At 75.5% G+C, this 25,598-nt stretch carries 19 protein-coding genes and 1 pseudogene; 10 read left to right on the top strand and 10 right to left on the bottom strand.

The window, feature by feature from the left end; translation table 11 throughout:
* The first annotated feature begins 85 nt into the window (after positions 1-85).
* Positions 86-604 (top strand): EF-hand domain-containing protein, encoded by a 519-nt coding sequence (locus ABZ621_RS33585; RefSeq protein WP_360610359.1) that lies wholly within the window; start codon positions 86-88, stop codon positions 602-604.
* Positions 605-684: 80 nt separating this feature from the next.
* Here ABZ621_RS33585 and ABZ621_RS33580 read toward each other — a convergent pair whose 3' ends face one another.
* From ABZ621_RS33580 to ABZ621_RS33560, 5 genes are read right to left on the bottom strand one after another with little or no spacing between them, the layout of a single operon-like run.
* Positions 685-1,131 carry a hypothetical protein gene (locus ABZ621_RS33580; protein WP_360610357.1) on the bottom strand — a complete coding sequence of 149 codons (447 nt, stop codon included), beginning with the start codon at positions 1,129-1,131 and terminating at the stop codon, positions 685-687.
* Complete coding sequence (locus ABZ621_RS33575; protein ID WP_360610355.1) at positions 1,128-2,072, bottom strand: Gfo/Idh/MocA family oxidoreductase; 945 nt, start codon at positions 2,070-2,072, stop codon at positions 1,128-1,130. Before ABZ621_RS33575 ends, ABZ621_RS33580 begins: the two co-directional genes overlap by 4 nt.
* Positions 2,069-3,220, bottom strand: coding sequence for an Ldh family oxidoreductase (locus ABZ621_RS33570; RefSeq protein ID WP_360610353.1), 1,152 nt, complete (start codon positions 3,218-3,220; stop codon positions 2,069-2,071). Before ABZ621_RS33570 ends, ABZ621_RS33575 begins: the two co-directional genes overlap by 4 nt.
* Positions 3,217-5,442 (bottom strand): M20/M25/M40 family metallo-hydrolase, encoded by a 2,226-nt coding sequence (locus ABZ621_RS33565; protein ID WP_360610351.1) that lies wholly within the window; start codon positions 5,440-5,442, stop codon positions 3,217-3,219. The genes ABZ621_RS33570 and ABZ621_RS33565 overlap by 4 nt, the downstream gene beginning before the upstream one ends.
* Entirely contained in the window at positions 5,426-6,457 is a 1,032-nt protein-coding gene (locus ABZ621_RS33560) for a Gfo/Idh/MocA family oxidoreductase (protein WP_360610349.1), read from the bottom strand. The genes ABZ621_RS33565 and ABZ621_RS33560 overlap by 17 nt, the downstream gene beginning before the upstream one ends.
* 336 nt (positions 6,458-6,793) lie before the next feature.
* On the opposite strand from ABZ621_RS33560, the gene ABZ621_RS33555 reads away from it, so the two are divergent.
* The 8 genes from ABZ621_RS33555 (at position 6,794) to ABZ621_RS33520 (ending at position 16,131) form a co-directional block, all read left to right on the top strand.
* Positions 6,794-7,876: a DegT/DnrJ/EryC1/StrS family aminotransferase gene (locus tag ABZ621_RS33555; RefSeq protein WP_360610347.1), complete on the top strand. Its 1,083-nt coding sequence runs from the start codon at positions 6,794-6,796 to the stop codon at positions 7,874-7,876.
* Positions 7,873-9,048 carry a DegT/DnrJ/EryC1/StrS family aminotransferase gene (locus ABZ621_RS33550; RefSeq protein WP_360610345.1) on the top strand — a complete coding sequence of 392 codons (1,176 nt, stop codon included), beginning with the start codon at positions 7,873-7,875 and terminating at the stop codon, positions 9,046-9,048. The genes ABZ621_RS33555 and ABZ621_RS33550 overlap by 4 nt, the downstream gene beginning before the upstream one ends.
* Before the next feature lie 58 nt (positions 9,049-9,106).
* The gene (locus tag ABZ621_RS33545; RefSeq protein ID WP_360610343.1) at positions 9,107-10,459 is read left to right on the top strand and encodes an NAD(P)/FAD-dependent oxidoreductase; all 1,353 of its coding nucleotides are present in this window, start codon (positions 9,107-9,109) and stop codon (positions 10,457-10,459) included.
* Positions 10,456-12,072 carry a class I adenylate-forming enzyme family protein gene (locus tag ABZ621_RS33540; protein WP_360610341.1) on the top strand — a complete coding sequence of 539 codons (1,617 nt, stop codon included), beginning with the start codon at positions 10,456-10,458 and terminating at the stop codon, positions 12,070-12,072. Before ABZ621_RS33545 ends, ABZ621_RS33540 begins: the two co-directional genes overlap by 4 nt.
* Positions 12,069-12,911 (top strand): methyltransferase, encoded by an 843-nt coding sequence (locus tag ABZ621_RS33535; protein ID WP_360610339.1) that lies wholly within the window; start codon positions 12,069-12,071, stop codon positions 12,909-12,911. The genes ABZ621_RS33540 and ABZ621_RS33535 overlap by 4 nt, the downstream gene beginning before the upstream one ends.
* Positions 12,908-13,906 (top strand): UbiA family prenyltransferase, encoded by a 999-nt coding sequence (locus ABZ621_RS33530; protein WP_360610337.1) that lies wholly within the window; start codon positions 12,908-12,910, stop codon positions 13,904-13,906. The genes ABZ621_RS33535 and ABZ621_RS33530 overlap by 4 nt, the downstream gene beginning before the upstream one ends.
* A gap of 210 nt (positions 13,907-14,116) precedes the next feature.
* The gene (locus ABZ621_RS33525) at positions 14,117-14,320 is read left to right on the top strand and encodes a cold-shock protein (RefSeq protein WP_169093332.1); all 204 of its coding nucleotides are present in this window, start codon (positions 14,117-14,119) and stop codon (positions 14,318-14,320) included.
* 185 nt (positions 14,321-14,505) lie between these two features.
* Positions 14,506-16,131 carry a DEAD/DEAH box helicase gene (locus ABZ621_RS33520; protein WP_360610334.1) on the top strand — a complete coding sequence of 542 codons (1,626 nt, stop codon included), beginning with the start codon at positions 14,506-14,508 and terminating at the stop codon, positions 16,129-16,131.
* Positions 16,132-16,158: 27 nt separating this feature from the next.
* Here the strand turns inward: ABZ621_RS33520 and ligA are convergent, their stop codons facing one another.
* Genes ligA through ABZ621_RS33505 form a run of 3 tightly spaced genes read right to left on the bottom strand, consistent with a single transcriptional unit; the run spans position 16,159 to position 20,012 of the window.
* The gene (gene ligA, locus ABZ621_RS33515) at positions 16,159-18,279 is read right to left on the bottom strand and encodes an NAD-dependent DNA ligase LigA (protein WP_360610333.1); all 2,121 of its coding nucleotides are present in this window, start codon (positions 18,277-18,279) and stop codon (positions 16,159-16,161) included.
* Positions 18,280-18,336: 57 nt separating this feature from the next.
* A complete protein-coding gene (locus ABZ621_RS33510) occupies positions 18,337-19,371 on the bottom strand; it encodes a nucleotidyl transferase AbiEii/AbiGii toxin family protein (RefSeq protein ID WP_360610331.1) in 1,035 nt (344 codons plus the stop codon).
* Positions 19,368-20,012: a hypothetical protein gene (locus ABZ621_RS33505; RefSeq protein WP_360610329.1), complete on the bottom strand. Its 645-nt coding sequence runs from the start codon at positions 20,010-20,012 to the stop codon at positions 19,368-19,370. The genes ABZ621_RS33510 and ABZ621_RS33505 overlap by 4 nt, the downstream gene beginning before the upstream one ends.
* A gap of 85 nt (positions 20,013-20,097) precedes the next feature.
* Between ABZ621_RS33505 and ABZ621_RS33500 the strand changes: the two genes are divergently transcribed.
* A complete protein-coding gene (locus tag ABZ621_RS33500; protein WP_360610327.1) occupies positions 20,098-24,357 on the top strand; it encodes a HEAT repeat domain-containing protein in 4,260 nt (1,419 codons plus the stop codon).
* Between the two features lie 82 nt (positions 24,358-24,439).
* On the opposite strand, the gene ABZ621_RS33495 is transcribed toward ABZ621_RS33500, so the two are convergent.
* Positions 24,440-25,228 carry an ABC transporter permease gene (locus ABZ621_RS33495; protein ID WP_360610325.1) on the bottom strand — a complete coding sequence of 263 codons (789 nt, stop codon included), beginning with the start codon at positions 25,226-25,228 and terminating at the stop codon, positions 24,440-24,442.
* Positions 25,225-25,598: pseudogene (locus ABZ621_RS33490) on the bottom strand (ABC transporter); the annotation flags it as partial. The gene ABZ621_RS33495 and the pseudogene ABZ621_RS33490, both read right to left, overlap by 4 nt.

Below are 25,598 nucleotides of genomic sequence, written 5' to 3'. Positions count from 1 at the left end.
CCACGCGCGCGCGTGGCCGGACCGAGGAAAGGCCGTCCGGACGCCCGTCCGAACGGCACCTTGAAGAAAATCTAAGGAGAAAATCATGACCATCGCCCAGGAGCGTCTCGAGAAGCGTTTCGAGAAGTGGGACGTGAACGGCGACGGTGTGCTGGAGCTCTCGGACTTCACCACCGAGGCCGCCAACATTGCCCGTGCCTTCGGTGAGACCCCGGAGTCGGCGAAGGGCGTCCAGCTCCGCAACGGCTTCACCGAGATGTTCGAGAAGCTCGCCGACAAGGCGGGTGCGTCCGGTCAGATCAACCGCGCGCAGTTCCTCCAGGCCGCCGGTGACGTCGTCGAGGGTGGCCCCGCCACCTTCAACCCGGTCCTCGGCCCGGTCACGAAGGGCATCGTCGCCCTCGCCGACAAGAACAACGACGGCGTCATCGACGAGGCCGAGTTCGCCGCGTGGCTCGGTGCCATCGGCCTGGACGAGCAGGCCGGCCGCGCCGCCTTCCAGCAGATCGACGCCGACAAGAGCGGCACGCTCTCCGAGGACGAGCTGCTCGACGCCGTGCGTCAGTTCCACACCGGTGAGCTCGACGTAGAGCTGCTCGGCTGAGCTCCACCTTGCCGACGGCAGCCGGCCGGCACCCTCTCGGGGGGTGCCGGCCGGCTGTCTTTCTCCTGGTCCGTCGCGGCTCAGTCGGCCGGAGCGAAGACCACGGGCGTCTCGGGTGCGAGGGCCAGGGTCCGGCCGGTGAGCAGCCGGGGCGCGTGGATCACGATGTTGTAGTGGTTGGGCAGGTGGCAGCCGTCGAAACCGAGCACGGTGCCGACCGGCTCCCCGCCGATCAGCACCGTGTCACCCCGGTCGACGACCCCGCCGGCCTCCAGCTCCACGAAGCCGAGGAAGCCGACCCGGTCCACCCGCGCGCCCGGCTCGTCCGTCCACCGGTCGGTCGTCAGCAGCTCGTGGACCTCGCCCCGGCGGACGCAGCGGGCCGCGAACGGCTCCAGGGTCATGCCCCGGTCCGTGCGCTCGTGCAGCAGCACCTTCACCAGCGTCCCGGTCACCGCGCGCTTGGCGCCGTTCTCGTGCCGTCCGGCGTCCAGGGAGGCGGACGGCAGCACGGGGGACGCGGTCATCGGGCGGCCTCCATGGCGTAGACGTCGGCGACCAGTCCGAGCGCGGCCAGGCCGCCCTCGACGGCCCGGGACGGGTCGGGCAGACCGCGGAGCCCGGCGACGTCCCTGAGCACGCCCTCGTACTCGTGCCACAGCGACTCCTTGAACCCCGGCCGGCCGCCCAGCATGTCCGCGGTGAGCTCGGTGCCGTCGCTGAGCCGCACCACGACGTCCTTGACCTCCCCGGGGTACGACCAGTCCAGCTCCACGAGGCCGCGGCCGCCCGGACCGGCGAGCTCGATCACGGCCTGCCGGTCGATGCCGGCCCCGTCCCGGGTCACCTTCGCCCCGACCACCTCCAGCGGCGTCTCGCCCAGCAGCAGACGGACGAGGTCGAAGGCGTTGGGGCCGTTGTCGGCGACGCAGCCGCCGCCGCAGCGGGCCGGGTCCAGATACCAGGTGTCGGTGCCGATGTGCTCCTCGATCCGCTCCAGGTACCGCACCCGTACGGACTCCACCCGCACCGGCGCGTCCGGTGCGGGCAGCCGGTCGAGCAGCGCGAGGACCCGGTCGTTGTAGCGGCGGTGGAAGGCGGTGAGGAGCGGGACGCCGTGCTCCTTGGAGAGCGCGGCGAGGCGGTGGCCGTCCGCGGGGTCCAGGGCGAGGGGCTTCTCCACGCAGACCGGGACGCCGGCCCGCAGCGCGTCCGCGCACACCTCGGCGTGCGCGTGGTTGGGCACGGCGACGACCAGGGCGTCCAGCGGGCCGGCGGCGAGCAGCTCCCGGTGGTCGGTGTGGCAGGCGACCCGGCCGCGGAAGGGGGCCAGGGCCTCCTCGCGCAGGTCGCAGACCGCGGCGACCTCCCAAGCGGGCATCGCCTCGGCGGCGGCAACGTAGAAGCGGGAGATGACGCCGAGTCCGGCGATCCCCAGGCGGAGGGGGCGGTCCGCGGAGGGTGTCATCGGTTCTCCTCCGGGGTGAGCGGGAGGCGGAGGCCGAGGGCGGTCAGTTCGGCGTGCAGCGCGGCGGAGAGCGGGACGCCCGAGGCGCGTCGCCGCTCGGCCCGCTCGGCCTCCGGGTGGCCCGGGTAGCGGACCGGTCCCTGGCCGGGCAGCGGCGGGCAGTCGACGATCGTGCCGAACATCTCCCGGGCGTCGTCGTCGAAGCCGTCGCGGAGCACGTGCGGCGCGATGGCGAGGACGAGGAAGCCGATGTCGTCGTCGTCGCCGCCCGGCCTGCCGTCGCCCTCCAGGGCGGCGGGGGAGGGGCCGGTGGCGGCGCCGGGCAGCACGGCGGCGAGGAGCTCCACGGCGAGGCCGAGGCCGAAGCCCTTGAAGGCGCCGGTCGCGGGGGTGCCGCCGAGCCAGCCCAGCCAGGCCTCGCCCCGGTCGTAGGCGGCGGCGTCCCGCACCGGCCGTCCGGCGTCGTCGGTGAGCCAGCCCTCGGGCGCCTCCCGGCCGTCGCGGGCGGCCGTGCGGATCCGGCCGGTGGGGACGACGGTGGTGCTCATGTCCAGGACGAACGGGCGGCCTTCGAGGGCGGGGGCCGCCACGCTCAGCGGGTTGGTCCCCAGGAGGGCGGCGGCGCCGAGCGGCGGGCGGGCGATGCGCTGGCCGCCGCAGTTCGAGGCGACGACACCGATCATGCCCCGGTCGGCGGCCCGCTTGGCGTGCACGCCCGCGCAGCCGAAGTGGGTGGCGCCGCGCACCGACACGAGGCCGATGCCGCAGCGGGCGGCGCGTTCCACGGCGAGGTCCATCGCCTCCGACGCGGCCCACAGGCCGAGTGCCCGCCGGTGGTCGACGGCCACGCAGGGGCCGAGGTCGCGCAGGACCAGCGGTTCGGCGGCGGGGTCGGCGCCGCCGGAGCGCAGGAGCGGCCCGTAGAGGCGCGCCAGGTTGAACACGCCGTGCGAGTCCATGCCGGTCAGGTCGCCGTAGCAGAGCGCCTCGGCGGCGAGCCGGGCCCGGCCCTCGGGGAGGCCGAGCCGGACGAAGCAGGCGGCGGTCTCGTCGAGCAGCGTCTCGTACGCGACCGTCACCTCCCGGCTCTCTCCGGGTGCCGGGCCGGCGCTCCGGGGTACGGCGCCGTCGGGCAGCGTGGACGTCATGCGGTTCCTGCTTTCTCGGTAGGGGACGGCACGACGCGGTGGTCCGCGTCGTGCCGGAGGTCGTCGGCGAAGGCGGTCAGCAGCGCGGCGACGTGGTCCGCGAAGGTCTCCAGGTCGGCGAGGTCGACGAACTCGCCCGGCGCGTGGGCCCCGTTGGCGTCCAGGGAGCCGGGGCCGAACACCGTGGTGTAGGTGGCCTCCGTGCCGTCCAGCCAGATCGCGTCACAGGTGAAGGCGGGCTCGTCGTCGGGCCACCGGGGGATGCCCGCGCGCGCCAACAGCTTTTCGCCCCAGGCGGGTTGGGGACCGAGCGCGGGCAGGCCGCGCTTGTCCCAGTCGAGGCGGGTGATCCGGGCCGCGTCGGCGGCCGTCCGCGCGAAGAGGGGGAGGTCGCAGAAGCGGGCGGTGAACTCCCGCAGCCCTTCGTCGAGGGCGCGGGCGAGCGCGCGCTCGGCGGCGGCGCCCGCCTCGGCGGTGGCGTAGGCGAGGTTCAGCAGCAGAGTGCCGGTGCCGTGCACCTTGTTGTGCAGGGTGCCGGTGTGCAGCCCCGCCACGCAGACCGTGGGGGAGGGCCCGCCGGAGGGGGCCGGGCCGAGCGCGGCGGCGAGGTGCTGGGCGAGGAAGCCGAGGAGGACGGTGGCGTTGTGCCCGGCGCCGGGACGGTCGTCGACGGCGTCCTCGCCGTCGACGGTGACGCGGGCGGTGGCGGCGGCCGTGGCGCGGGGCAGATGGCGCAGCCCGGTCGGTTCGCAGAACACGTTGAGCCGGCCCACGTGGCCCGCCTCCACCAGCGGCCGGGTGCCGAAGGTGCCGAGGGCCCCGCCCTCCTCGCCGGCCACCGCCTGCACGAGGACCGCGACGTCCCGCCCGATCGCCGGGCGGCGCGCGGCGGCGGCCGCGATGCCGGCGAGCAGCGCGACCGCGGGGCCCTTCGCGTCGACGGCGCCCCGGCCGTGGAACCTGGCTCCGTCGAAGGCCGGGGGCGCGCCGCCGGCGACGGTGTCCAGGTGGGCGTTGAACATCACGGTGCGCTCGCGGGGCACTTCGGGGCCGAGGCGCAGCACGAGGCTCGGCTGGCGCTCCAGGAACGTGGGGTCGGCGGCGACCGCGCGGCGTACCGGCCGGGGGGTGTCCTCGCGCAGCACCACCTCGGGGGCCGGGGGGCCGAGGCGCACCGTCGTGAAACCGATCCGGGCCGCCGCCGTGGCGTAGGCGTGCAGGGCGGCCGTCAGGTGGTGGGGCGCGTCGGGGCCGGTCTCCAGGGGGCCGGCGGTGGGCGTGTGGAGGAGGTGCAGCAGCAGGCCCGTGTCGACGCCGGAGTGGTTCCGGGGCCGGTCGGGGGCGGGCGCCGGGGCGGGGACGGTGGGGGAGGGGATCGGGAGGGCAGCCAGGCTGCGGGCCGCCCGGACGAAGGGGCCGGCCGTGTCGGTGCCCTCGCCGCGGCGGCCTTCGTGCGGGACCACCGCGAGATGGGGTTCGAGGGAGTACGCGCCCCGGTAGCCGTGCTCCTCCAGGAGCCGTACGCAGTCGGCGACCCGGGCGACGCCCTCGCCGGGCAGCGTGTACACGGCTTCGCCGGGGCGGTCGCCGGGCAGGGCGTCCTTGACGTGGACGTGGGCGACGTGCGGCAGGAGCCGTTCGAGGAGGGCGTGGCCGTCGTAGCCGTACGGGACGCCGTTGCCGATGTCGAAGAGGACGCGCAGCGCCGGGCTGTCCACCTCGGCGAGGAGCCGGAGCGTGCGGTCGGCGTCGGAGCCGGCCCAGCCCGCGCAGTTCTCGTGGAGCAGTTCGACGCCGAGCCGCTCCGCCCGGCGGGCGAGCCGGCGCATGCGGTCGATCGCCTCGGCCGCCCACTCCGCCTCGGGCAGCCCGCCGTCCGTCCACGACATGACGCGCAGGCTGCGGCAGCCCAGCACCGAGCCGTGCTCGGCGAGCCGGTCCAGCTCGTCCAGGTCGGCGGAGAAGGGGCCGGTGACCGGGCGGGCCCAGTTGCCGATCCGGGAGTCGAGGCAGACCACGCCGAGCCCGGCCGCGTGCAGCCGCGCCGCCGCCTCCCGTACGGTCTTCGCCGGCAGGTCGGCCAGGGCGGTGCCGTCGAGGCTGCGCAGCTCCAGTGCGGACCAGCCCAACTCCCGCGCGACGGCGATCTGTTCGGTGAGGCCGGGGGCGGCTTCGTCGCCGATGCCGGTGATCCGGCCGGTCAGGTCAACGGGCCACGGCACGGCGGTCCTCCTCGTGGCGCTCGCCGGCCGCGTCCGCCGCGCAGCGCCGCTTGGCCGCGTCGAGGATGCGGACCACGTCGGCGTGCAGGGCGAAGTCCGCGCCCCAGGAGGGCTCTTCGGCGGGGACGGTGGCGAAACGGGTGTAGGTCCGGCCGAGGAAGGCGGACAGGGCGTCGTCGCGGAACACCTCGCGGTGCCCGTCGGTCTCCAGCTGGACGTGGTCGTCGGCGTCGCTCGGCGCGAAGTGGCCGACGACGGTGCCGCGTTCGAAGGTGAGGGCGACCCGCCGCTCGCGCACCGGGGCGGTGAGGTCGGAGTGGATGCGGGTGCGCGCCCCGCATCCGTGGAGGAGGTCGAGCACCGCCGAGCCCAGGCCGGGGCGGACCGTCTCCCCGATCCGCAGGTCGGTCAGCCGGGCGCCGGTCGTCTCGGCGGGGCCCGCGAGCGACAGGACCAGGCCCAGGGAGTGCGGCAACTCCACGTCGAACGCCGTGGGGTGGCCGTCGTCGGGGCGCAGCGAGCGGGTGAAGCGCGGCTTGTGCTGGACGACGTCGATGCGCAGCAGCCGCCCCCGCTCCCCCGAGGCGAGGGGGGCGCGCAGCCGGTCGGCGAGGCCGGAGGAGGGCCAGTGCGCCACCACCGCGACCCGCAGGGCGTGCCGGGTCACCAGCTCGGTGACGGCGGCCAGTTCCGCGGCGTCGGCGGCGAGCGGCTTCTCCACGATCAGGTCGCGGTAGCCGGCGGCGGCCAGTTCGGCGAGGACGGCGAGCCGGGCGGACGGCGGGGTACAGACGTGGACCACGGCGCGCTCGGGGGGCAGCAGGGCGCGCGCCTCGTCGAGCGTGGCCGTCACGGTGACGCCGTCGGGGACCGGGGCCCGCTCGCCGGGCCGGGGGTCGACGGCGACGACCGGACCGTGCCAGAGCCCGGGCGAGCGGTCCAGGGCGGTGCGCAGGGCCCGCAGGTGCAGCCCGGCGCCGGCCCGGCCCAGTCCGATGATCAGGGGCTGCCTCATACAGTTGTTCCATTTCGATGATTCGGGCGGGACGCAGCGAAGAATCTCGCCGTCGCGCGCGACATCGGTCAAGGAAATCGGAGACATGATCACCGAGAAGTATGAATTTACATGAGGGATTCGTGACGTCGATCTTCGTACTGTTACGCTCGCTCGGCAGGCTTCCAGGGCAGGCAGAGACCGGCCCTCCATCCCTCTCGGGCCTTCTCCCTGGCCCCAGTTGACGCCGGCGTCCCGTCGGCCGAGAAGAATTGTTTCCGCGTGACGCGATCCAGTATTCCCTTTTTCTCCCAGGCAAAGACGTTCGAAAAGATCTGGCCGGAACTGCGGGCCGGAGTGGACGAGATTTTCGCCGACGGCAAGTTCTCGCATTCCCGCCGGGTCGGCCTCCTGGAAAACGCCCTCGCGCGGTACACCGGCGCCCGCCACGTCATCGGCGTGAACAGCGGCACCGACGCCCTGGTGCTCCTCCTCCAGGCGTGCGGACTGCGCCCGGGGGACCGGGTCCTCGTCCCCACGTACTCCTTCGTGGCCACCGCCAGCGCCGTCGTCCTGGCCGGCGGCCGGCCCGTCTTCACGGACGTGGAACCGGACACGTACGCCATGAGCCCCGACACCATCCGGGACGAGGACGCGGACGGGGCACGGTTCCTGATGCCCGTGCACCTCTTCTCCCGGATGGCCGACATGGCGGCGCTCTCCGCCTACGCCGCCGACCGGGGCCTCACGCTCCTGGAGGACAGCGCCGAAGGCATCGGCATGCGGCAGGACGGCGTCCACGCCGGGCTGCACGGACGCGGCGGCGTGCTCTCCTTCTTCCCCAGCAAGACGCTCGGCGCGCTCGGCGACGCCGGCGCCGTCCTCACCGACGACCCGGAGCTCGCCGAACACGTCGCCGCCCTCCGCCACCACGGCCGCACCGGACGCACCCTCGCCCACTTCCCCGGCATCTCCAACGAGACCGTGCACATCGGCCACAACAGCAAGATGGACGACCTCCAGGCCGCCGTCCTGCTCGCCAAGCTCACCGTCCTCGACGAGGACGTCCGCCACCGCGCCGCCCTCGCCCGCCGCTACGACGAAGGCCTGCGCGGCACGCCCGGCATCACCCGGCTGCCCGCCGTCACCGGCGCCCCCGACGAGGTCTTCTACGTCTACCTGATCGAGACCGAACGCCGCGACGCGCTCGTCGACCACCTCCAGGACCAGGGCATCGGCACCGAGACGTACTACCCGCGCCCGCTCCACCTCCAGCCCTGCTTCGCCGAACTCGGCCACCGGCCCGGTGACTTCCCCGTCGCCGAGGCCGCCTCCCGCGCCGCCGTCGCCCTGCCCCTCCACGCCGATCTCACCGAGGACGAGGTGGACCGGGTCTGCGCCGCCGTCCGCGCGTTCCACACCGGGAAGGTGCCCGCATGACCACCACCAGCGACCGGGCCACCGAGCCGACCGCCGCCCCCGGCGACCGCGTCCCCTTCTTCCCGCCCGACCTGTTCCACGAGGACCGCGACACCCTGCTGCGGCTCCTGTACGAGATCGGCACCGGCGCCGACCAGAAGTTCATCCTCGGCGACCGCACCCGCCGCTTCGAGGACGCCCTGCGCGAGCGGCTCGGCGCCGCCGACGTCGTCGCCTGCTCCAGCGGCACCTCCGCCCTCCAGCTGATCCTCACCGCCCTCGGCATCGGCGCCGGCGACGAGGTCGTCGTCCCCGCCTTCGGCTGCGCCCCGCTCGCCGCCGCCGTCCTCCACACCGGCGCCGTCCCCGTCTTCGGCGACATCGACCCCGTCACCCTCACCCTCGACCCCGCCGACGCCGAGACCCGCGTCACCGCACGGACCAAGGCCCTGCTGCCGGCCCACATGTTCTCCGTCATGGCCGACATGCCCCGCTTCACCGCCCTCGCCGCCGAGCACGGCCTGCGGCTCGTCGAGGACTCCGCCGTCGCCCAGGGCGCCGTCCTCGACGGCACCCCCGCCGGACTCTGGGGCGACGCCGGGCTCTACTCCTTCGTCCAGGTCAAGTCCTTCGGCATGCCCGGCGAGGGCGGCGCCGTCGTCACCCGCGACGAGGAGACCGGCCGCGCCGTCCGCATGCTCCGCAACCACGGCCAGGACGGGGTCAACCGCTTCCTCCACCACCAGATCGGCGTCAACAGCCGCTTCGACGAGATCCAGGCCGCCTTCCAGCTCCACCGGCTCGCCGGCCTCGACGCCCGCCTGGAGCGCCGCGCCCGCATCGCCGCCCACTACACCGAACACCTCGCGGGACTGCCCGGCATCACCACCCCGCCGCCCGGCACCGACGGCCGCTGCTACTACGTCTACACCCTGCTCGCCGACGACCGGGACGCCCTGCGCGACCACCTCTCCGCCGCCGGCGTCGACACCCACGTCTACTACCCGAGGACCCTCCCCGAACAGACCGCCTTCGCCCCCGTCGCCGCCGCCCAGCCGGGCCCCGGCCTGCCGCACGCCCGCGACGCCGCCCGCCGGCACCTCTCCCTGCCCGTCCACCACCGGCTCACCGACGCCCAGGTCGAACGCGTCACCGACGCCGTCCGCGCCCACGTCCCGCGCGCCCGCCGGTGACCGCACGGCCCCGGACGGGCCGCGTCCCCCGCCCCCGCCCCGCACGGAGTAGCCCCGCATGACCCCTGACCTCGACATCGCCGTCATCGGCTCCGGACTCGCCGGACTCGCCGCCGCCCACGAACTGCGCCGCAACGGCCACGAGGTGTGCGTCTTCGAGGCCGCCGACGCCCCCGGCGGCCGGATGCGCAGCGTCCGCCGCGACGGCTACCTCATCGACACCGGGGCCGAACAGATCTCCGCCCAGGGCTACCGCGCCACCTGGCAGCTGATCCGCCGCGCCGGACTCACCCCCGACGACGTGCCCCGCATCGGCCGCCCCATGGCCGTGTGGCGCGGCGGCCGGCCCCACAACGGCGTCGGCGAACCCCGGGCCGTCCTCACCGGTGCCGGCCTCGTGCCCGGCGCCCGGCCCTCCCTGGCCCGCTTCCTCTCCTGGAGCGGACGCCGCCGCGCCGAGATCGACCACGACCACCCCGAGACCACCCCGCTCGGCTCCGACACCATCGCCGACGCCGCCCGCGCCTACCACCCCGACCTCCACGACCACCTGCTCCAGCCGCTCTCCGCCGCCTTCTTCGGCTGGGACGCCGGACGCAGCGCCGCCGCACCCCTCGTCGGACTGCTCCTCGCCGTCGGACCCGTCTCCGCCTGGCGCACCTACCGGGGCGGCATGGACCTCCTCGCCACCCGCCTCGCCGCCGGACTCACCACCCGCTACGGCCACCGGGTCGACGAGGTCACCGACCACGGCGACCACGCCCGGCTCACCGTCGACGGCACCACCCTCACCGCCCGCGCCGTCGTCCTCGCCGTGCCCGCCCCGGTCGCCGTCAGGCTCACCGGCGGCCCCCACCCGGCCGACGCCGGATACGTCGCCGCCTCCACCTTCCGGCCCATGTTCAAGGTCAGCTGCGCCCTCGACCGGCCCCTCGCCCCGCGCGGCGGCGGCTACGCCCTGCTCACCCCCGCCGTCGAGGAGCCCCTCCTCTCCTGCGTCATCGCCGACCACCTCAAATGCGCCGACCGGGCCCCCGCCGGCGCCGGTCTCATCAGCCTGCTCGCCTCGCCGCGTCACATCCCCGAACTCGCCGGGGCCACCGAGGACGAAGCCGCCCGCCGGCTCACCGCCGCCGCCGAACGGTACGTCCCCGGCCTCGGCGCCGCCCTCACCGCGACCCACGTCCACCACTGGCCCGAGGCCATGCCCGAACTCACCCCCCGCGCCCTCGCCGTCCGCGCCGCCTTCCTGCGCCGCCCGGCCCGCGCCGTCGAGTACGCCGGCGACTGGGTCGCCGCCCGGCCCTCCAGCGAGGGCGCCGCCCGCTCCGGCGCCCTCGCCGCCGCCCGCGTCCTCGCCCACCTCGCCCCGCACCGGGGCCGTACCACCCGGCAGGAGACCGCCGCATGACCCCGCACGACCTCGGCACCCTCTTCGACGAACTCGCCGACGCCGGCACCCCCACCCGCATCCACCTCGACCGCCCCTTCGACCTGGCCCCCTCGCCCACCGGCAACGGCGCCACCGAATGGACCGTCCCGGAACTCGCCCTGCTCGTCCGGGAGACCGCCGGCGCCCTCGCCGCCGCCGGAGCCGGCCCCGGCGACCGCGTCGCCATCGTCAAGGCCAACCACTGGGACTACGACCTGATCGCCTGCGCCGCCGTCCGCGTCGGCGCCGTCCCCGTGAAGCTCTCCGACCGGCTCGCGCCCGGGGTCCTGCGGGTCCTCCTGGACCGCTGCGCCCCCACCGTCCTCGTCACCGACGCCGACGTCCTGCGCCGCGACCCCGCCGTCGACCTCGCGGGAACCGCCCGCACCACCGTCGTCGTCGGCCCCCGCGACGCCCTCCCCGACGGCACCGTCCACCTCGACGAGCTCGCCGGCGCGACCGACCCCGGACCGCACCCCCGCGACGACGACGCCCCCCTGGTCGTCGTCCACACCAGCGGCACCACCGGCGTACCGAAGCTCGTCGCCCACACCACCCGCACCCTCATCCACCACCTCGCCCGCTTCGAGACCCTGCCGACGCCCCGCATCGGCCTGCGCCGGGACGACAGCCTCTTCAACGCCAGCTCCTACGCCCACGGCCGCACCATCTGCTGGACCGCCGTCGCCCCCGTCCGCGGACCCCGGCACATCTCCCTCGACTCCCGGGGCCTGCCCGACACCGCCGACCTGCTGCTGCGCGCCCACCCGCCGACCGTCGTCGAGGCGCTGCCCTCCCACTACGTACGGCTCCGCCCGCTCACCCGCCGCCTGGACCAGCCCTTCCGGGACGTCCGCACCTACATCAGCACCTACGACGCCGTGCACCCGCCCGTCATCCGCTCCTACCTCCAGGCCAGCACCCGGCGCCGGCCGCTGTGGATGCAGGGCTGGGGACAGAGCGAGACCGGGCCGCTGACCTTCGCCTTCCACACCCGCCGCTCCGTCGCCCGGGCCGCCGACGGCACCGCGACGACCGCGCGCGACCTCGGGCGCCCCGTCCCCCTGAAGACCCGCCTCAAGGCCGTCGACCCCGACACCTTCCTCCCCGTGCCCGCCGGCACCCCCGGGCTCATCCTGTGCCGCACCAAGGCCCTCGCCCCCGACTACCCCGGCGAGTCGGAGCGCTGGGCGGCCAAGGCGCACGGCGACTGGTGGAACACCGGCGACATCGGGACGATCGCCCGCGACGGCAGCGTCCGGCTCCTCGACCGCGAGGTCGACCACCTCCCCGGCTTCAGCTGCCTCCAGGCCGAGGACATGCTGGAGGACCTGCTTCCCGAGGCCCTGGAGTGCGTCGTCCTCGCCCGGACCGGCGGCGCCGCACCGCTGCCCGTCGTCGTCACCGAGGACGGCGCCCTCGACCCCGCGAGCTGGAAGCGCGCCGCGGACGGCCTCCCGCCGCTCGCCGAACCCGCCGTCGTCGCCTGGGACGAGGTCCCGCGCACCGCCACCGGGAAGGTCCGCCGCGCCGTCCTCCTCGAACAGCTCACCGGCAGCGCCGAGACCTGCGGCACCGGCCGCTGGACATGACCGCGCCCCCGCCCCCCGCGCCCGGCGGCTACGTCTTCGACAACGACAGCCCGCACAGCGCCCGCCACCACGCCTCCCTCGAAGGCGCCCTCGACCCGCTCACCCTCGGCCACCTCCGGGAGGCCGGGGTGACGCCCGGCATGGACTGCCTGGAGATCGGGGCGGGCGCCGGCAGCGTCTCGTACGCCCTGCTCCGGCTGGTCACGCCCGGCGGCACCGTCACCGCCACCGACATCAAACCGGGCCGGATCGCACCGGCACCCGGACTGACCGTCCTCGGCCACGACGTCGTCACCGACCCGCTCCCCGAGGAGGCGTACGACCTCGTCGTCGCCCGCCTCGTCCTCCAGCACCTGCCCGAACGACAGGCCGTCCTGGCCCGGCTGGTCCGCGCGCTCCGGCCCGGCGGACTCCTCCAGGTCGACGAGTTCGACGCCGGACACGAACCGTGCCTCCTCGCGCCCTCCCCGGAGGACGCCCGGCTCTACGAGCGCTTCACCACGGCCAGGACCGACCTGATGCGCGCGGCGGGCGGCGACCCCACCTGGGGCCGCCGGGCACCCGCCGCGCTGCGCGAGGCGGGCCTCACCGGCCTGCGCATCCGGCCGCACGTCCTGGTGCGCGCCCCCGGCACGCCCGCGCTCGGCCTCCAGCTCCACCACCTCGCCCATCTCGCGCCCCGGCTCCTCGACGCGGGCTTCACCCCCGCCGAGCTGGACCGGCTCGGCGCGCTGATGCGCGACCCGGGGTTCGCCGCCGCGACCGGCGTCCTCTACTCCGTGCAGGGCCGCCGCCCCGCCCGTACCCCCCTCTCCACCCCACGCTCCGAGGCGACATGACAGACTCCACGCTCACGACGACCACCGCGCCCGACACCGCCGCCCCCGACGGCCCGGCCGCCGCCCCCGCCGCCGACAGCAGGCTCCGGACCTACGCGCGGCTCGGCAAGCTGGACGTCTACGACTACTACCTGGGCACCTTCATCGCCCTCTCCGCCGTCCTGCTGCCCGCCGGCGCGCTCACCGGGCGGACGGCCGCGCTCTTCGGCGTCTTCCTCGTCGGGCAGGTCTTCCTGCTCATGGCGATGACCGCCTTCGACGACGTCACGGGCTTCCGCGACGGCAGCGACATCACCAACTACGGCCCCGACCACCCGCTGCGCAACGTCCGGCGCAAGCCGCTGGTGGCGGGGGCGCTCACGGTGCCCGAGGCGCTGCGCTTCGCCTGGGCGAGCGCCGTCCTGGCCGCCCTGCTGTTCGGGGTGACCGCCGTCCTCGCCCCGCACCGCCCGGCCTGGACCACGATCGGGCTCGTCGTGCTGTGGGTGGTGACGCTCCAGTACTCGTACGGGGTCAAGCTCAGCTACCACGGCTTCCAGGAGCTCTACCTGGTCGCCCTCGGCTTCGCCCTGGTGATTCTCCCGTACGGCATGGTCACCGGGCAGGCCACCGGCTTCCTCCTCGTCCAGGCCGTGCTCTTCGGCTTCGGCCCGCTGATGTTCGGCGTCTACTCGAACACCAACGACGTGGACGGCGACCGCGCGGTGGGCAGGCCCACCGTCGCCGCCCTGGCCTCGGAGCGCGGGAACGCCCGGTTCATCGGCGCCCTCTCCCTCGCCGAGTTCCTGACGATCGCCGTCGCGAGCCTCGTGGGCGTCGCCCCCTGGTGGTTCGTCCTGGTGATGCTGCCGGCCTCGCTGCTGCGGCTGCGCCAGTACCTGCTCGGCTTCCGGTCCGGCGACATCATGAGGGCCCGCCGTACCGGCTTCGCCGTGCACCGGCTCGGGGTCGTCCTGATGATCGTGGCGAACCTGCTGGCGGCCGTCACCGCCTGAGCCGCGACGGCGGAAGAAGCCGGAGGGGGCGCGCGGTGACACGCCGCGCGCCCCCTCCGGCCTTGCCAGCCGGATCGTGCTACGGTGGGCTTGTTGCAGTTGTGGTACCCATGAACCTATGTGCGCCTGACCGGAATGCTTTTCCGCAGGCGCATTATTCGTTTTACCGGCATCTCCGGATGGGGCCTCTGCCTACAGAAGGAGAAGGTCATGGCACAGGGAACCGTGAAGTGGTTCAACGCGGAAAAGGGCTTCGGCTTCATCGAGCAGGACGGCGGCGGTCCGGACGTGTTCGCCCACTACTCGAACATCAACGCCTCCGGCTTCCGTGAGCTCCAGGAAGGCCAGCGCGTCACGTTCGACGTCACGCAGGGCCAGAAGGGCCCCCAGGCGGAGAACATCGTCCCCGCCTGATCGCCGGACGTCCGTCCGTCGCCCGCCGGGGTCCGCACCTTCGTGGTGCGGACCCCGGTTTGTGCTGTTCGAAGAAAGGCAGAACGTTTATGTCCCGCAGGCCCCGGAAGTCGAGCAAGCGAGGCTCCTCTCCCGTCTCGGTTCCCTCCTCGGCTCCGTCCTCGGCCTCGGGCGGCGAGTTCCGCATGCCGGAGAGCGCGACGCCCGCCCTCCCCGCCGTGGACGACTTCGCCGCACTGGACATGCCGGCGGGACTGCTCGCGACCCTCACCGCACAGGGCGTGACCACGCCCTTCCCGATCCAGGGCGCCACCCTGCCCGACTCGCTCGCCGGCCGTGACGTGCTGGCGCGGGGGCGGACCGGCTCCGGCAAGACCCTCGCCTTCGGGCTCGCGCTGCTGGCCCGCACGGCCGGGCTGCGCGCCGAGTCCCGGGCGCCGCTCGCGCTGGTCCTGGTGCCCACCCGCGAGCTGGCCCAGCAGGTGACGGACTCCCTGGCCCCGTACGCGACCGCGGTGAACGTCCGGATGGCCACCATCGTCGGCGGCCTCTCGATCACCAAGCAGGCCGCCACGCTGCGGCGCGGCGTCGAGGTGGTCGTGGCGAGCCCCGGCCGGCTCAACGACCTCGTCGAGCGCGGCGACTGCGTCCTGGACGACGTGCGCATCACGGTCCTGGACGAGGCCGACCAGATGACCGACATGGGCTTCCTGCCGCAGATCACCAAGCTGATCAAGCAGGTGCGGGACGACGGGCAGCGGATGCTCTTCTCCGCCACCCTGGACCGGAACATCGACCAGCTGGTGAAGCGGTTCCTGACGGACCCCGTGGTGCACTCCGTGGACCCGTCCGCGGGCGCGGTCACCACGATGGAGCACCACGTGCTCCACGTGCTGGACGCCACCGACAAGAAGGCCGTCACCACCCGCATCGCGGCCCGTGACGGCCGGGTCATCCTCTTCCTCGACACCAAGCGGTCGGCGGACCGGCTCGCCAAGCGGCTGCTGTCCGTCGGCGTCCGGGCGGCGGCGCTGCACGGCGGCCGCACCCAGCCGCAGCGCAACCGGACCCTGGAGCAGTTCAAGAACGGCCAGGTCACCGCGCTGGTGGCGACGAACGTCGCGGCGCGCGGCATCCACGTCGACGACCTCGACCTGGTCGTGAACGTCGACCCGCCGGGCGACCACAAGGACTACCTGCACCGCGGCGGCCGCACCGCCCGCGCCGGCGGCTCCGGCAGCGTCGTCACGCTGGTCCTGCCCGAGCAGAAGCACGAGGTCACCAAGCTGATGCGGGACGCGGGCATCCAGCCCCGCACGACCCGCCTGAAGTCGAGCGACGAGGAGCTGACCACCCTCACCGGCGCCCGTGAGCCGTCCGGTGTCGCCGTCACCATCGAGGTGCCCCAGCAGGCCGCCCCTGCGGCCTCCCGTCCGGCTCGCAAGCCGGCGGGCGAGGCCGGCACCCGTCCGCCGCGGCGGCGCCGCGGCGGGGGCGGGGGAGCCGGCGCCGGCGCCGGTGGTGGTGCCGGAGCCCGCGGGGACGGTGGCGCCCGTGGTACCGGCGGTACCCGTGGCACCGGTGGCGGCGGTGACGCGAAGGCCGGTGTGGGCGCGGGTGCCCGTGGCGGCGCCGGTGGTGCCAAGGCCGGTGGACGGGGCTCCGTCGCCGGCGGGCGGGGAACCGCTCGCCGTACGGGCTCCGGCGGGGCGGGTGCCGCCAAGGCGGACGCCCCCGCCAAGCCCGCGGCGCGGGGTGGCGAGCGGCGGCCGCGCCGGCGCACGTCCGCGCAGGGCGGCGGAGCGGCGTAGCCCGCTCCCTCCCGGAGCCATGGGCGGTCAGACGAGGTAGTCGGCGACGAGGTCGGCGAAGGCCTCCGGGGTGAGGACCTCGACGCCGAGCTTCTCGGCGGCGACCGCCTTCGAGCTCGGCTTGCCCGTGGGGGAGGCGGCGGCGACGAGGTAGCTCGTCTTTCCGTTGACGCCGCTGCCCGCCCGGCCGCCGGCCCGTTCGATGAGCTCGTTCATCTGCGAGCGGCCGAAGCCGTCGAGCCGGCCGGTCATCTTCCCGGTGACGACGACCGTCCTGCCGGTGAGCGGGCCCTCGGCGGGCGCGGAGCCGTCCGCGCCGTCCGCGCCGGCCGCTTCGGTCTCGCCGGCGGCCTCTCCGGCCGGGCGTCCGGGCTGCCGGGGCTCCGTCATGTTCACGCCCGCCGCGATCAGTTTGTCGACGACGGGGGCGAGCGCCGCCAGTTCGGCGACGACCACCGGGGCCTTCTCCGGGCCGATGCCCTCCACGGCCAGCAGGTCCTCGGCGCTCGCGGCGCGGATCGCCTCCATCGTGCCGAAGTGGGCGGCGAACCGCCGCGACATGCGGCGGCCCGTGCCCCGGATGCCGAGGGCGCAGAAGACCCGGCTCAGCGGGCGGCTGCGGGCCAGCTCGAACTGCTCGGCCAGCTTCGCGCCGCGCCGGGCGCTGCCGGAGGCGACCGTCAGCTGCTCCTCGGTGAGGGTGAACAGGTCGGCCACGTCGGTGACCAGGCCGGAGTCGATCAGTGCCTTGACGTAGGTCCTGCCGAGGCCGTCGATGTCGAGGACGTCGCGCCCGGCCGCGTACTCGACGAGCCGGGCGAGCGCGCAGCCGGCGCCCTTGGCGCACCGCCAGCGCTCCTGGCTCTTGTCGATCTCGCCGCCGCAGTTCGGGCACGCGGCCGGCAGCGGGACCGGCACCGCGTCCTCGGGGCGCAGCTCGACCACGGGCGCCTGGACGCGCGGGATGATGTCGCCGGCCTTGTACACGGTCACGGTGTCGCCGAGGTGGAGGTCGCGGCGGGCGATGTCCGCGGGGTTGTGCAGGGTGGCGCGGGAGACCGTGGAGCCGTCGATCTCGACCGGGTCGAGGACGGCGGTCGGCGCGAGCACGCCCGTGCGTCCCACCTCCCACACGACGTCCCGCAGCACCGTCTGCCGCTCGACCGCCGACAGCTTGTACGCGATGGCCCAGTACGGGAAGCGGCTGCCGAGCCCCGCCTCGGCCTGCTCGGCCGCGCTGTTCGCCTTCACGACGACGCCGTCGATGCCGAAGGGGAGCCCGGCGCGCAGCGCGCCGATCTCCTCCACCCCGGCCTGCGCCTCGGCGACGGTGGCGACCACGCGCAGCCCGGCGGGCGTGTCCGCCGTCGTCCGGACGCCGGCCGCGGCGACCGCCGCCAGCGTCTCGGCGTGCGTCGCCCCCACCGGAAGAAACGATCCGCCGTCCAGGTCCACGGCGCCGTACGCCCAGAACGACATCTCCAGGCGGTACGGCCGGTCCTTGGCCCGCAGGGTCCCCGCGACCGCGTTCCGCGGGTTCGCGAACGGCGCGCCGCCGTGTGCCGCGCGGACCCGCTGAGCCGTCTCGAACTGCTCGTGCGTGAACAGGACCTCGCCCCGCACCTCGAAGGTCACCGGCTCCGCCAGCCGCTCGGGCAGCCCGACGACCGAGCCCACCACGTGGCTGACGTCCTCGCCGTGCGTGCCGTCGCCGCGCGTGACGACCCGCACCAGCCGGCCGTCCCGGTACCGCGCGGCGATCGCCGCGCCGTCCAGCTTCGGCTCGACGGTGAACCCGCCCTCCGCCGGCCGCCCGAGCCGCCGCTGGAGCGAGGCGTCCCACGCGACCAGCTGCTCGGGCCCGAACACGTTGTCCAGGCTCAGCAGCCGGGTGGTGTGCGCGACGTCGCCCTCCGGGGCGGCCCCGTCGGCGACGAGCCCCGTCGGCGAACCGGGCGCCTCGCCCGGGTGCGCCGCCTCCCACGCCAGCACGGCCAGGCGCAGCGCGTCGTACGAGGCGTCGTCCAGCGGGCTGTTCTCGCCCGCGTAGTAGGCGCCGGACGCGGCGCGCAGCCGGTCGAGCGCGTCCTCGTAGGCGGCGGAGCTGGACAGGACAAGGTGCGCCTCAGCGGCGGGAATCGCGGTCATGGACCCATGGTGTCGTGAGGGTCTGACAACGCCCCTCCGGCGCCCGGCCGGGGCCGTTCAGGAGGCGAACGTCGGGGCCAGCGCGGTCACCAGACGGGTCACCAGCTCCTCCCGGAGGGACGGGCCCGAAGCGGTCGTGCCGTGTGCGCCGTTCCCGTTGTTCCCCGCGGCCCCGTGGTCGTCGGGGAAGGCCGACCAGTCGACCTCCCGGGCGGCCCGCTCGAACACGGCGAGGTCGAGCGGCACGCCGACGCCCAGCGGCCATTCGTCGGCCTCGTTCAGGACGGTCTCCAGGAGCGGCAGGGGCAGGGTGCAGCTCTCGGCGAGGAGGACGGCGTCGTACAGGTCCTTGGCCTGCGGATACATGTCGCAGCTCAGCCAGAGCAGCTTCCACGCCAGGGACAGTTCGCGGTCCGCCGCCCGCACGCGCACCCCGGCGACGTCCGCCGGCCGCGGCGGGGCCGGCAGGCGCTCGTGGAAGACGAAGTCGAGCTGGACCTGCCCGCCGGGCAGGCCCGGCGCGCTCCACGGCAGCACGAGACGGTGGCCGGGGACCCGTTCGTACGTCCAGATGTACTCGGTCACGGCGCCGGCGTCGTCGATCACCAGGTCCAGGTCGAGCGCCCGGGCGAGCCGGTCGGCGGACCGGGCGATGTCGTCGAGCATGACCCGGGTGCGGGGCTCCTCGATGCGCCACGTCTCGGGGACGACGACGAAGTCGATGTCCTTGGGCGGCCGGGCGGCCTCCCCGAACCACGCCGACATCAGCATGCTGCCCCGCAGCACCAGCGAGTCCGCCCACGCCGAGCCGGCGACCGCCGCGAGCACCAGGTCCAGGGCGGAACGGCGGGCCGCCTGCCAGCGGGCGCGCAGCTCCGGGTCCTCGATGACGTCGTCCGTGGGACGGAAGGCGTCCCGGAAGTGCTTCAGGGCGGGGTCGAAGGCGCGGTGCCGGACGGCCGCCGCCCCGACGCCGGCGGTCAGCGTGCCGGGGTGCCCGCCGTTGCGCCGCCGGTACTCGGCGGCCGGTTCCCCGGCCGTGCCGGGGCCGTCCGGGATGGGATCCGTCCAGGCCGTGCCGTCGCCGCTCATGTCTTCTCTCCAGGGGTGTCGGGTTCCAGCCAGCCCGCGTCCACCGTGAGGCCGCTGTCGTGGAGGACCCGTTCGCGCTCCTCGCCGACCACGTCGTATCCGGCGGAGAGCAGGTCCGCGAGCAGGGCGTCGCAGGCGCGGAGCGCCTCGGGCGCCGGGCCGGGGTGGCGCTGCGTCACGAAGCGTTCGTGGCGGCCCCCCGGGCCGGGCAGGGCCCGGCGGGCGTTCCAGGAGACATGGGCCCCGTGGGGGACGACGAGCGCTTCGAGCGCGGCGCGGTCGTACGGCGACGGCAGCGCCAGCTTGAGGTGGTGCTCGTGGTAGCCGCCGCCCGGCCCCACCGGCTCGGTGCTCCACGGCACGGTCTCCACCTTGACCCGCACCGGCTCGAAGCCGTCCGCCCGCAGCGCGGCCACCAGCGCCGGGTGGCCCGTCCGGTCGGGGAGGGTGAGCATCGGCTGGACGGGCGTCCGGCCCCGGGCGAGCACGATGGTGGTGAGCTTCAGGCCCCGGCGCGCCGCCCACGCCTCCAGGCGGGCCCGTTCGGTCCGGGTCGCGCAGCGCAGGGTCACGTGCGTCTCGTACGCCCCCTGGTCGTCGGCGGGTTCGCCGCTCTCGGGGGCCTGGTCCTTCGGGTGCACGTTCGAGCCTTTCTGCCTGCGGGGGTGAGTGTGCCAGACCGGCCGCCGTCCCCTCATCCGGATTTGCGGACCGTACGATCCCTGGGTGCGCCCCACGTCGAACCCCCAGGCCGACCCGCGTCCGCAGCCCCCGCGGCCTCCGGAGCCCGTCCCGGCGAGCCCGGAGGCGGCGCTCGCCCGGGCCGCCGCCGGCACGGTTCCGCCGGGGTGGCGGCAGTGGCCCGACGACGTGCTCGCGCCGTCCGTACGGGCGGCGCTGCTGCGGGCGGAACTCGTGCGGGAGCCCGCGGCGGTGCTCGGGCACGAGGAACGCGGGGAGGCGCTGTACCAGGCGGTCCGGGGCGTGCACACGCGCGGGGCGGAGCCCGCCGGCGTGGCGGAGCTCGTCGGCGGACTGGCGGGCGCCGGGGACGCCGTGCTGGAGGGTGAGGCGCTGCGGCTGGCCCGGGAAGGGCTCCGGACGGGTGGGCTCGCGCCCGGCTTCGTCCGCGAGATTCTGAGCGGACTGCTGGACTCGACCGCCGAGGCCGTGGTGCGGGGCGCGTCGGCCGAACTCGCCGAGCCCTGGGCCGCGTCCGAGCCGCTGCCGCGCGCCCGGCTGGCCGATCTGCTCATGCCGTCCGTGCGGTCTGTGCCGTCGGTGTCGTCCGTGCCGTCCGAGCGGTCCGTGTCGCCGGCGGTCGTCGGGGCCGTGCTCACCGTCGCCGCCGCTCATGGGCACGGGGATCTGCTGTGGTGGGTCGCCGCGGACGCGGACCGGACGCCGCCGGGGACGCGGAGGCGGGCGCTGGAGCTGTACGGGGAGCGGGCGCGGCGGGAGGACGTGACCGCGGTCCTGGACCTGGCCGGTGAGGACCCGCTGCTCTTCGCCGGACCGGCGGTGGAGTGCCTGCGGGCGATGCACCGGCGCGGCCACTTCGCCGCCGACGCGGACGTGCCGGCCGTGCTGGCCCTCGCGCTCGCCGACCACACCGTCCCGGCCGAGGCCGTGGCGACGGTGCTCTTCACCGCGCGGCACGCGGTGCTGCGCCTGCTCGTCGACGCGCCCCCGGACGATCCGGCGTGGCCGCGCCGGCTCGACCTGCTCGTCGCCCTTGACGGGCAGGGGGTCGGGGGCCTGCCCGTCGCGGGGGAGATCGCGCGCCTGCTGCCGCTCGCGCAGGCGCCGGGGCCGTTCCTGAGCGCCCTGCGCGTCCTGCGCGACCCCGGCACCGAGGACGCCGTCCTCGACGCCCTCCCGCACGCCCCGGCCGACGCGCTCGACGCGCTGGAGGCCGTGGGCGGCGCGCGTACGGTACGCGTCCTGGGCGCGGGCCTCGGCCTCGGCGCGGTCGCCCCGGATGGCGCTCCGACCCCTGAACCCGCCCATGTCGAACGGGCGTTGGGCGGTCATCGCAAGCGCGCCCTGGAACTCGTCTGGCTGCTGAACGACGACGCCGGGGTCCGGCGGGAGCTGCTCGCGCGCGTCGACGCGGCCGAGCTGCCCGCCCGGATGGCCGCCGGCCTCGGCGGGCCCGACGAGCGCGAACTCTCGCTCCTCGCCGCCCACCTGGACCCCGATCGCCCCGTCGCCGCCCTCCAGCGCCTCGCCGCGCACGCCGGTCCCGGCCTCCTGCCCGTCCTCGCCGACCTGCTGCTCCGCATCGCCGGGGAGGCGGCCGCCGCCTGGGAGGCAGGCGGCACGGGACCCGTGCCCGAGGCGGAGCCGGTGGTGCCGGAGGCGGCCGTGAACGCGCTGATTCCCCTCGGGCGCCGGATGCGGGAGCGCGGCCGGATCCGGCCGGTGTGCCTCCTGGACGTGTCCCGGGACGAGGCCGGCCCGGCGCTCGTCACGGACGTCGTCCTCGGACTGCTCGACCGGCCCGGACTCACTCCGGGCGAACAGGCGGTCCTGCTGCGGGTGTTGCTCGAGCTTCCACGGGCCCCGCACCGGACGGTCCGGCGCCGCGTCCACCACCTCCTGCGCCACCCCGACCGGCATGTGCGCAAGCACGTCGTCGCCCTCCTCGCCCGTGACACCACGGGCGACGGCGTCGCGGCCGTGTCGGCGACGCTCCTCGCCCTCACGGGCCCCGACCGTGATCCGCAGACCGTGCGCCAGACCCTGAGCGCCCTCGGCGACGCCGGGGCCCGCTGGGCGTCGGACGCGATCGCCGACTGCCTCGCCCACCCCACCATGAACGTCCGCAAGACCGCCGCCCGCGCCCTCGCCACCGCGGGAACGCCCCGGGCCGTCCCCGCGCTCCTCGACCGCCTGGCCCGCGACGACAACCCCGGTCTGCGCGCCCACCTCCTCGACGCCCTGCGCGCCCTCCTCGGCGACACCCTCACCGCCACGGTCACCGAGGCGGCCGCCCGCGCCACCGAGGCGCCCGCCCGGACCCGCCTGCTCGCCGGGCTCGCCACCGCACCGGACCCGGATCAGGACGACGCCGACCTGCGCCACCTCGCGGAGGAGGGCTGGGACCCGGCCGCCGCCCTGCGCCTCGCCGAGTCCCGGCCGCGCGCGGTACGGCTCGGCGCGACGCGCCCGTACCTCTCCGACTGGCTGGAACTCGCCGCCACCACGGCCGAGGCGCGCGGGGCCGTCCTGGCCGTGTTGCCGACGGAGGTCTGCCCGGCTCCGTGGCCGGTCCACGAGCGCACGGCGATCGCCCGTCACGCCACGGTCCTCCTCCACGGCCTCGCGGAGGCGGAGGGAGAGGTGCGGGACGGACTTCTGGCCCTCCTGGAGTCCGTCGCGGACCGCCTCGCCGTCCGTGGCGAAGTCCTCACGACCGTAAGGGCGTTGCCCGTGCGCCGACCGGGTCGGCGTTCGGCGCTGCCGCTGCTCCGGCGCGCCGGCGCGGTCGTCGTCCGCGCCGATCTGGACCGCGAACTCGCCTGCGCCGCCCGCGCCGCCGAGCCTTCGGCCGCGGGGGCGCGGGTGCTGCGGGAGGCGTTCGGAGTGGAGACCGGAGTGGAGACCGGAGAGGTCGCCCGATCGGCCCGGTACGCCGGCCTCGCCGCCGCCGCGAGGAGCACGCGAGCCCTGGCCGCCTACCGGCAGCGGGCGCGTCCGGCGGCGTCGCGCGAGCTGCTCGCCGCCCTCGTGGAGGCGTGGGCCGGGGCGGCGGAGGACGTACGGACGGCGCTCGTCGACTGGATGACGGACCTTCAGCCGCTCGACGCCCCGCCCTGGAACCCGGCGGAGCCCGGGCCGGTGGAGGCGGCGCTCCCCGTGGACGGGGACGAGACGCGTTCCGCCGCGCGACGGGACCGGCTGTACGCGCTGCTGGCCTCCGCCGACCCGAAGCGGCGGAACGCCGCGGCCGGTGCCCTCCTCGCCTGGCCCGAACCGGCGCCGCGCGCCGCCGTACTGGCCGCGTACCTGCGCGGCCGGGTCGACGCGCCGGCGGCCCACGCCGCGTACACCGCCCTGGCGGGCGCCCTGACGGAGGCGGACCCCGAGGCCCTGCGCGACCCGGGGCTCCGGCCCGACCGGGTCGCCGGGCTCGCCGCCGCGGTCCGCGACGAACGGCGGCTCGCGCCCCTGCTGCCCCTCCTCCTCGACCTGTGGCAGCACGGGCCGGTGACGGCGCGGTCCGACGCGTACACGGCGCTGCGCGGGCTGAACGCCGATGACCTCGCGGCGTACCTGGAGGGCCGGGTCGTCGCGGGCGAGGAGGGTCTGCTCCACCTGCTCACCGGCCGTCGCCTCCGGTCCACGCCCCTCCTCGCGCGGCTGGCCGAACGGCACCCCGAGGCCGGGATCGTCCTCGCCGACGGACCGCCGTACGGCCCGGAGGCCGCCGAGCGGCAGGCGGCGGCGCTCCGCGCACTGCGCGCCCGCGCCCCCGCTCCCGTACCGGACGCGTCCTCCCTCGCGTACGGGGAGCTGGTCGCCCTGCTGCGGTCGCCGGAGCCCCGGCGGGTGCGTCGCGCCCTGGCCGCTCTGACGGAGCGCCCGGGAGAGACCGAACCAGTTTTGCTGGAAGGGGAGTTGCGCGCACTGCTGACCCACCGCGAGGCGGGCGTACGCCTCCACGCGCACCGGGTCGCGCGGGCGCTGCTCGACCGGGACGCGTATCTGCGGCTGACCGAGGTGCTGCTCGGCGACGCCCAGCCCGACGTGGTGCGCGGCGCGATCCGCGTGCTGTCGCAGGCACGGCGGCGGGCGGCGGTTCCCGCCTTCGTCACCCTGCTCGACCACGGCCGGGAGACCGTGCGGCGCACCGCCGAGGCGGCCGTGCTGCGCGCGGGTCCGGAAGCGGTGCCGCCGCTGCGGAGGGCCGCCGCCCGTGCCCGCCCCGACCGACGGGCCGCGTACGAGGCGCTGCTGGCGCGGATCGCGGACGCGGGGTGACGTCAGGGCGCGCGAAGGGGCGGCGTACGCCGACGGGTGTCGGGGTACGCCGCCCTGGGGGCGCGAAGGTGCTGGTGGAGGGCTACTCGGCGCCGCGGTCGAAGGTGGACTTCGACCAGACGTAGCCGAGGACGGTGAGGCCGGCGCACCAGGCGAGGGCGATCCAGGCGCTGTTGCCGATCTCGGTGCCGAGGAGGAGGCCGCGGAGCGTCTCGATGGCGGGGGTGAAGGGCTGGTACTCGGCGATGGGCCGGAACCAGCCCGGCATCGAGTCGATCGGGACGAACGCGCTGGAGATCAGGGGGAGGACGACCAGCGGGAGGGCGTTGTTGGAGGCGGCCTCGGCGTTGGGGGAGATCAGGCCCATGCCGACGGCGATCCACGTCAGGGCGAAGGCGATCAGGATCGTCATGCCGAAGGCGGCGAGCCATTCGAGGGCGGTGGCGTCGGTGGCGCGGAAGCCGATGGCCACGGCGACGGCCCCGACGAGGAGCACGCTCATCACGCACTGGAGGACGCTGCCGACGACGTGTCCGACCAGGATCGACGGCCGGTGGATGGCCATCGTGCGGAAGCGGGCGATGATGCCCTCGGTCATGTCGTTGGAGACGGAGACCGCCGTCCCCACGACCGTGCCGCCGACGGTCATCATCAGGATGCCGGGGACCACGTAGGCGATGTAAGCGGCACGGTCCGCGCCGCCGCCCATGCCGGCGCTCATCACGTCACCGAAGACGTAGACGAAGAGCAGCAGCATCATCACCGGAGTGAGGAGGAGGTTGAGGGTGAGGGAGGGGTAGCGGCGGGCGTGCAGGAGGTTCCGCCGCAGCATCGTGGACGAGTCGCGGGCGGCGAGGGAGAAGGCGCTCATCGGGCGGACTCCTGGTTCTGGGTCGTCGGGGCGGCGGCGGGGGCGTGGCCGGAGCCGGTGAGGGCGAAGAAGACGTCGTCCAGGTCCGGGGTGTGGACGGTGAGTTCGTCCGCCTCGATGCCGGCGGCGTCCAGCCAGTCGAGGATCGACCGCAGTTCGCGCTGGGTGCCGCCGCTGGGGATCTGGAGGGCCAGGGCCTCGTCGTCGCGCGTGGCGACCTGGATGGTCGTGACGGCGGCCCGGTAGGCGTCGGGGCCGGTGAAGCGGAGCCGGATGTGGCCGCCGGGGATCTGTCGTTTGAGCTGGTCGGCGGTGCCTTCGGCGACGATCTTTCCGCCGTTGAGGACGGCGATGCGGTCGGCGAGTTCGT

The organism is Streptomyces sp. NPDC007863, from assembly GCF_040633895.1.
In the GTDB taxonomy this organism is placed as follows: domain Bacteria; phylum Actinomycetota; class Actinomycetes; order Streptomycetales; family Streptomycetaceae; genus Streptomyces.
This window is presented reverse-complemented; position numbering and strand designations above follow the sequence as displayed.

Coding starts and splice junctions, on each gene's coding strand:
- ABZ621_RS33550 (WP_360610345.1), top strand. CDS start 7,873: ATGACCACCACCAGCGACCGGGCCACCGAGCCGACCGCCGCCCCCGGC.
- ABZ621_RS33540 (WP_360610341.1), top strand. CDS start 10,456: ATGACCCCGCACGACCTCGGCACCCTCTTCGACGAACTCGCCGACGCC.
- ABZ621_RS33525 (WP_169093332.1), top strand. CDS start 14,117: ATGGCACAGGGAACCGTGAAGTGGTTCAACGCGGAAAAGGGCTTCGGC.
- ABZ621_RS33570 (WP_360610353.1), bottom strand. CDS start 3,220: ATGACGTCCACGCTGCCCGACGGCGCCGTACCCCGGAGCGCCGGCCCG.
- ABZ621_RS33535 (WP_360610339.1), top strand. CDS start 12,069: ATGACCGCGCCCCCGCCCCCCGCGCCCGGCGGCTACGTCTTCGACAAC.
- ABZ621_RS33585 (WP_360610359.1), top strand. CDS start 86: ATGACCATCGCCCAGGAGCGTCTCGAGAAGCGTTTCGAGAAGTGGGAC.
- ABZ621_RS33520 (WP_360610334.1), top strand. CDS start 14,506: ATGCCGGAGAGCGCGACGCCCGCCCTCCCCGCCGTGGACGACTTCGCC.
- ABZ621_RS33560 (WP_360610349.1), bottom strand. CDS start 6,457: ATGAGGCAGCCCCTGATCATCGGACTGGGCCGGGCCGGCGCCGGGCTG.
- ABZ621_RS33575 (WP_360610355.1), bottom strand. CDS start 2,072: ATGACACCCTCCGCGGACCGCCCCCTCCGCCTGGGGATCGCCGGACTC.
- ABZ621_RS33495 (WP_360610325.1), bottom strand. CDS start 25,228: ATGAGCGCCTTCTCCCTCGCCGCCCGCGACTCGTCCACGATGCTGCGG.
- ABZ621_RS33580 (WP_360610357.1), bottom strand. CDS start 1,131: ATGACCGCGTCCCCCGTGCTGCCGTCCGCCTCCCTGGACGCCGGACGG.
- ligA (WP_360610333.1), bottom strand. CDS start 18,279: ATGACCGCGATTCCCGCCGCTGAGGCGCACCTTGTCCTGTCCAGCTCC.
- ABZ621_RS33510 (WP_360610331.1), bottom strand. CDS start 19,371: ATGAGCGGCGACGGCACGGCCTGGACGGATCCCATCCCGGACGGCCCC.
- ABZ621_RS33530 (WP_360610337.1), top strand. CDS start 12,908: ATGACAGACTCCACGCTCACGACGACCACCGCGCCCGACACCGCCGCC.
- ABZ621_RS33545 (WP_360610343.1), top strand. CDS start 9,107: ATGACCCCTGACCTCGACATCGCCGTCATCGGCTCCGGACTCGCCGGA.